Genomic DNA, 4,321 nt, shown 5'->3' on the forward strand with positions numbered 1-4,321 from the left:
GGACATGCATCCGCATCGACCACAATGGTAGGTTTTTGTTGACGAATAGAAAATCACCGCTCGGTTTCAAATTCTTTTCCTATACTATTATATACGGCATAACTCTAAAAAATCCTTCTGCTTGACATTATGGCAAACGTACATATTCCATAATCAAACTTGCTGTCTCTTCTACGGCTCGATGTGATACGTCAATCACAACGCAGCCTAGCTGCTTCATAATAGTATCGGCATAAAGCAGTTCCTTTTCAATACGATCAGGAGTCGCATAAGATGCAYTATTCGGTAGGCCAAGTGCTTTAAGGCGTTCTTTCCGTATTGTATTTAAGTATGGAACACCTATTGTAAGCCCGATTATTTTGCGTTTTGGCAGCTTAAACAATTCGTCTGGCGGCTTTAGCTCAGGGACTAGCGGCACATTAGCAACTTTGAACTTCTGATGCGCGAGGTACATCGATAAAGGCGTTTTTGACGTGCGTGATACGCCAACGAGTACAATATCCGCTTTTAGTACGCCGGATGTATCTCTCGCGTCATCATATTTTACCGCAAATTCTACAGCATCTACCTTTTTGAAATAATTGGCATCAAGCACATGATTAAGACCAGGCTCTTGACGCGATTTCCGCCCAGTCCGCTTCTCCAGCGTCTCGATAAAAGATCCCAAAAGATCGATCGCGGTAACGCTGTATGCCTCTGCAAACTTTTTCATGCTGTCGCGAAGATGCGGAATAACGAGTGTATAGATCACTATTGCATCAACTTGCTGCGCCTGCTCAATAATTCGCAGCAAGCCTGCCTCTTCCGTTACAAAAGGGGCTCTGCGGATATCGGTATGAAGTGGATGAAATTGCGCGATTGCTGCGCGTACAACAAGCTCCCCTGTATCACCAGCTGCATCGGAGACGACATATACGATTACTTCGGGATTAGAACGAGACATGATCTATCATCCTCCTTACGGACTCAATTACCAAACGAGCTTCGAGAAATCTGCGATAATCGCAATATCTTCTGCGATACCAGCAAGCGTTGACAATCGATTCGCACGAACAGCCTCATCAGGCGCCATGACCATAACATTCTCAAAATAGTTATGGATAAACGGCTTCAACGATGATAAAGATTGTACCGCTCTTGAAATATCTCCCTCTTCAATCGCTTGTTTAAACGTTGGACGCTGCGCTTGCCATGTTTGATACAGCTCTGTTTCCACCTGTTCTGCGAACAAAGCTGGATCAACCGCTGCACCAGCAGCTTTGGAACCGAGATTGCTGACACGGTTAAACTGCTCGACAGTTAGCTTAAATTCAGTTCGATCGCTGCTTGCAGCAAGCGCTTGAACGACGCTCGCACGCTCGATGGTCGATTTCAGATCTGCAAAACCAGAAGCCATAACGGCATCTACAACATCATAACGAACGCCTTGCTCGGACAATACGTTCTTAACGCGAAGCGCAAAGAAATCAAAAAGATCTTTGCGGATTTCAGCAGCGCCGCGTTTAAGGCCGCGGTTCTCATGTACGGATAGTGCCGCATCATACAAATCGTTTAGCTCCAGCTTCAAGCCGTGCGCCAAAATAATTTGAACAATACCTGCTGCTTGCCTGCGAAGGGCATAAGGATCCTGCGAGCCTGTCGGAATGATGCCGATCGAGAAACAACCAACGATTGTATCGATTTTGTCCGATAAGCTTACGATTGTTCCTGTTAATTCAGATGGAGCTAGATCTCCGGCAAAACGCGGCTGATAATGTTCATTAATGGCTTTCGCCACTGAAGCTCGCTCTCCTGCTTTAAGAGCATAATCTTCCCCCATAATGCCTTGCAGTTCAGGAAATTCATAAACCATTTGGGATACGAGATCGAATTTGCAAATATCAGCGGAGCGGCTAATGTCGCTGGACGTTTGCTCATCAATCAGTAAATGCTTGCTCAGAAGATCAGCTGTTGCACGAATGCGTCTTACTTTGTCAGCTACTGAGCCTAGCTCTTCGTGGTATACGATATTCTCAAGCTTCGAAAGAGCATGCTCTATCGTCAGCTTATGATCTTCTTCATAAAAGAATTTGGCATCCGAAAGTCTTGCGCGAAGTACTTTCTCATTGCCTTTCGATACTAGCTCGATCGACTTAAGATCGCCGTTGCGAACCGTAACGAAAAACGGAAGAAGCTCACCTTCGCTGTTGAATACCGGGAAATACCGTTGATGCTCACGCATAGATGTAATAAGCACTTCCTGCGGAATGTGTAGAAATGCTGGGTCGAAGCCGCCAAACAATACGTTTGGATATTCAACTAGAAAAACAACCTCTTCAAGCAAATCTTCCTTGATTGCAATCTCCCAGCCTTTTTCTTTGGCTAGACGATCGATCTGAGCTACAATCAGCTCTTCACGTTCGCTAACATCAGCAAGAACATGCTGCTCGCGCAGGCGCTGAGTGTATTGAGCAGGCTCTTGTACAGTAGCATCATTGCCAAGGAAACGATGTCCGCGTGTTGTATTGCCAGTTTGTACCCCTGTAATTTCAAAAGGAATCACATCTTGACCAAATAGTGCAACCAACCATCGGATCGGTCTAACAAACTTTAGCTCATGATTGCCCCAACGCATGTTTTTCGGAAAAGACATCGAAGTAATCAAGCTGAGCAAGCCATCTGGCAGTACCGCTGCTGTGTCTGTACCGATGCTGCTTTTGGTAGCATAAACATATTCAACGCCAGCTAGTTCTTGGAAATACAGCTGTTCAGGCTCAACGCCTTGGCTTCTAGCAAATCCAAGAGCAGCTTTGCTCCAATTGCCTTGGTCGTCTTGAGCAATTTTACGAGAAGGGCCTTTGGCTTCTTCATTCATATCCGTTTGCTTTTCAGCTACGTCGTTGATTAGAACAGCAATTCGGCGTGGTGTAGCATACACATTTACAGCGCCGTGTTCGATTCTTGAGTCCGAAAGCCACTTCACCATTTTATCCTTTAGCTGGTTCATCGCACCGCGCACGAACCGAGCAGGCACTTCCTCAAGTCCGATTTCAAGCAACAAATCTCTAGTCATGCTGCTCCACTCCTTTCTTCAGCAAAGGGAATCCAAGACGTTCTCTTTCCTCGTAGTATGTCGATGCGCAAGCACGCGCTAAATTTCTTACCCGTGTAATATAGCCCGTTCTTTCCGTTACGCTGATTGCGCCGCGCGCATCGAGCAGGTTGAAGGTGTGCGAGCATTTTAATACGTAATCGTACGCTGGAAACACAAGATGATGCTCCATCGTTTTTTGAGCTTCCTGCTCATACATGTTAAATAAAGAGAACAGCATTGCTGTATCCGATGTCTCGAATGTATATTTGGAATGCTCATACTCTGGTTGTTTGAAGACGTCACCGTAGGTTACTCCTTCAACCCATTCCAAATCAAAAACATTCTCTTTTTGTTGAATATAAGAAGCCAAACGCTCCATACCATATGTGATCTCAACAGCGACAGGATTAGCATCAATGCCGCCAACCTGTTGGAAATATGTGAATTGCGTAATTTCCATGCCGTCCAGCCATACTTCCCAGCCTAAACCCCAAGCGCCAAGAGTTGGCGATTCCCAGTTATCCTCAACGAAACGGATATCATGCTCAAGTGCATCAATGCCTAGCTGCTTCAAGCTTTCCAAATAAAGCTCCTGTATATTGTCAGGCGATGGCTTCAAAATAACTTGGAATTGATGATGCTGGTATAAACGGTTTGGGTTCTCACCGTATCGACCGTCCGCTGGACGTCTTGATGGTTCCACATAGGCAACATTCCAAGGCTCAGGACCAATCGAGCGTAGAAACGTCATAGGGTTCATCGTTCCTGCACCCTTCTCAACGTCATAAGGCTGTACGAGAATACAATTTTGTTCAGCCCAGAACTGCTGCAAAGTCAAAATCATTTTTTGAAAATTCATAACTGACCCTCTCCTTCTTCCTCTGTTTTGTGTCCGTAAAAGCGAAGCAGGCAAAGGCGTTTATACGCAAAAAACTCCCGTCTCTACGCCTGCTCCCAGACGTAGGGACGAGAGTTGTAATCCCGCGGTTCCACCCTACTTGGTCAGCTCCTTAAGAGCTAGCCCTCTTTGCTTGTATACGACTCCGGAGTGCCTTTTCATCGTTTTGACCGTCTGGGCTTTCACTTTCCCCAGCTCGCTAACCAAGTCGGCTTAAAACGATTACTTTCTCCATCACTGCCCAATATTCATATTGCATTATTTTATGCTTCTTTATGCCAATTGTCAAACATAGTTCCTAGGTATCATAGTAAAGCCGCTAATGTGCACGAATCTCATCTGTATTAGCC

3 protein-coding genes are annotated in these 4,321 nt (G+C 45.5%); all 3 read right to left on the minus strand.

Features of this window, described 5'->3' with window-relative positions; genetic code table 11:
- Nucleotides 1-127 precede the first annotated feature (127 nt).
- Genes AB4Z17_RS32460 through glyQ form a run of 3 tightly spaced genes read right to left on the minus strand, consistent with a single transcriptional unit; the run spans nt 128 to nt 3,932 of the window.
- On the minus strand, nt 128-943 hold the full coding sequence (locus AB4Z17_RS32460; RefSeq protein WP_441964461.1) for a pyruvate, water dikinase regulatory protein: 816 nt from the start codon (nt 941-943) through the stop codon (nt 128-130).
- A gap of 27 nt (nt 944-970) precedes the next feature.
- Nucleotides 971-3,052, minus strand: coding sequence for a glycine--tRNA ligase subunit beta (glyS, locus tag AB4Z17_RS32465; protein WP_441964463.1), 2,082 nt, complete (start codon nt 3,050-3,052; stop codon nt 971-973).
- A complete protein-coding gene (gene glyQ / locus AB4Z17_RS32470; protein WP_076266899.1) occupies nt 3,045-3,932 on the minus strand; it encodes a glycine--tRNA ligase subunit alpha in 888 nt (295 codons plus the stop codon). Before glyQ ends, glyS begins: the two co-directional genes overlap by 8 nt.
- Nucleotides 3,933-4,321: the final 389 nt, after the last annotated feature.

The sequence above is a fragment of the Paenibacillus sp. TAF43_2 genome, assembly GCF_052113545.1.
Taxonomy (GTDB): Bacteria; Bacillota; Bacilli; order Paenibacillales; family Paenibacillaceae; genus Pristimantibacillus.

What these genes read in the sequence shown, in the direction of transcription:
- glyS (WP_441964463.1), bottom strand. Translation starts at nt 3,052, where the DNA reads ATGACTAGAGATTTGTTGCTTGAAATCGGACTTGAGGAAGTGCCTGCT.
- glyQ (WP_076266899.1), bottom strand. Translation starts at nt 3,932, where the DNA reads ATGAATTTTCAAAAAATGATTTTGACTTTGCAGCAGTTCTGGGCTGAA.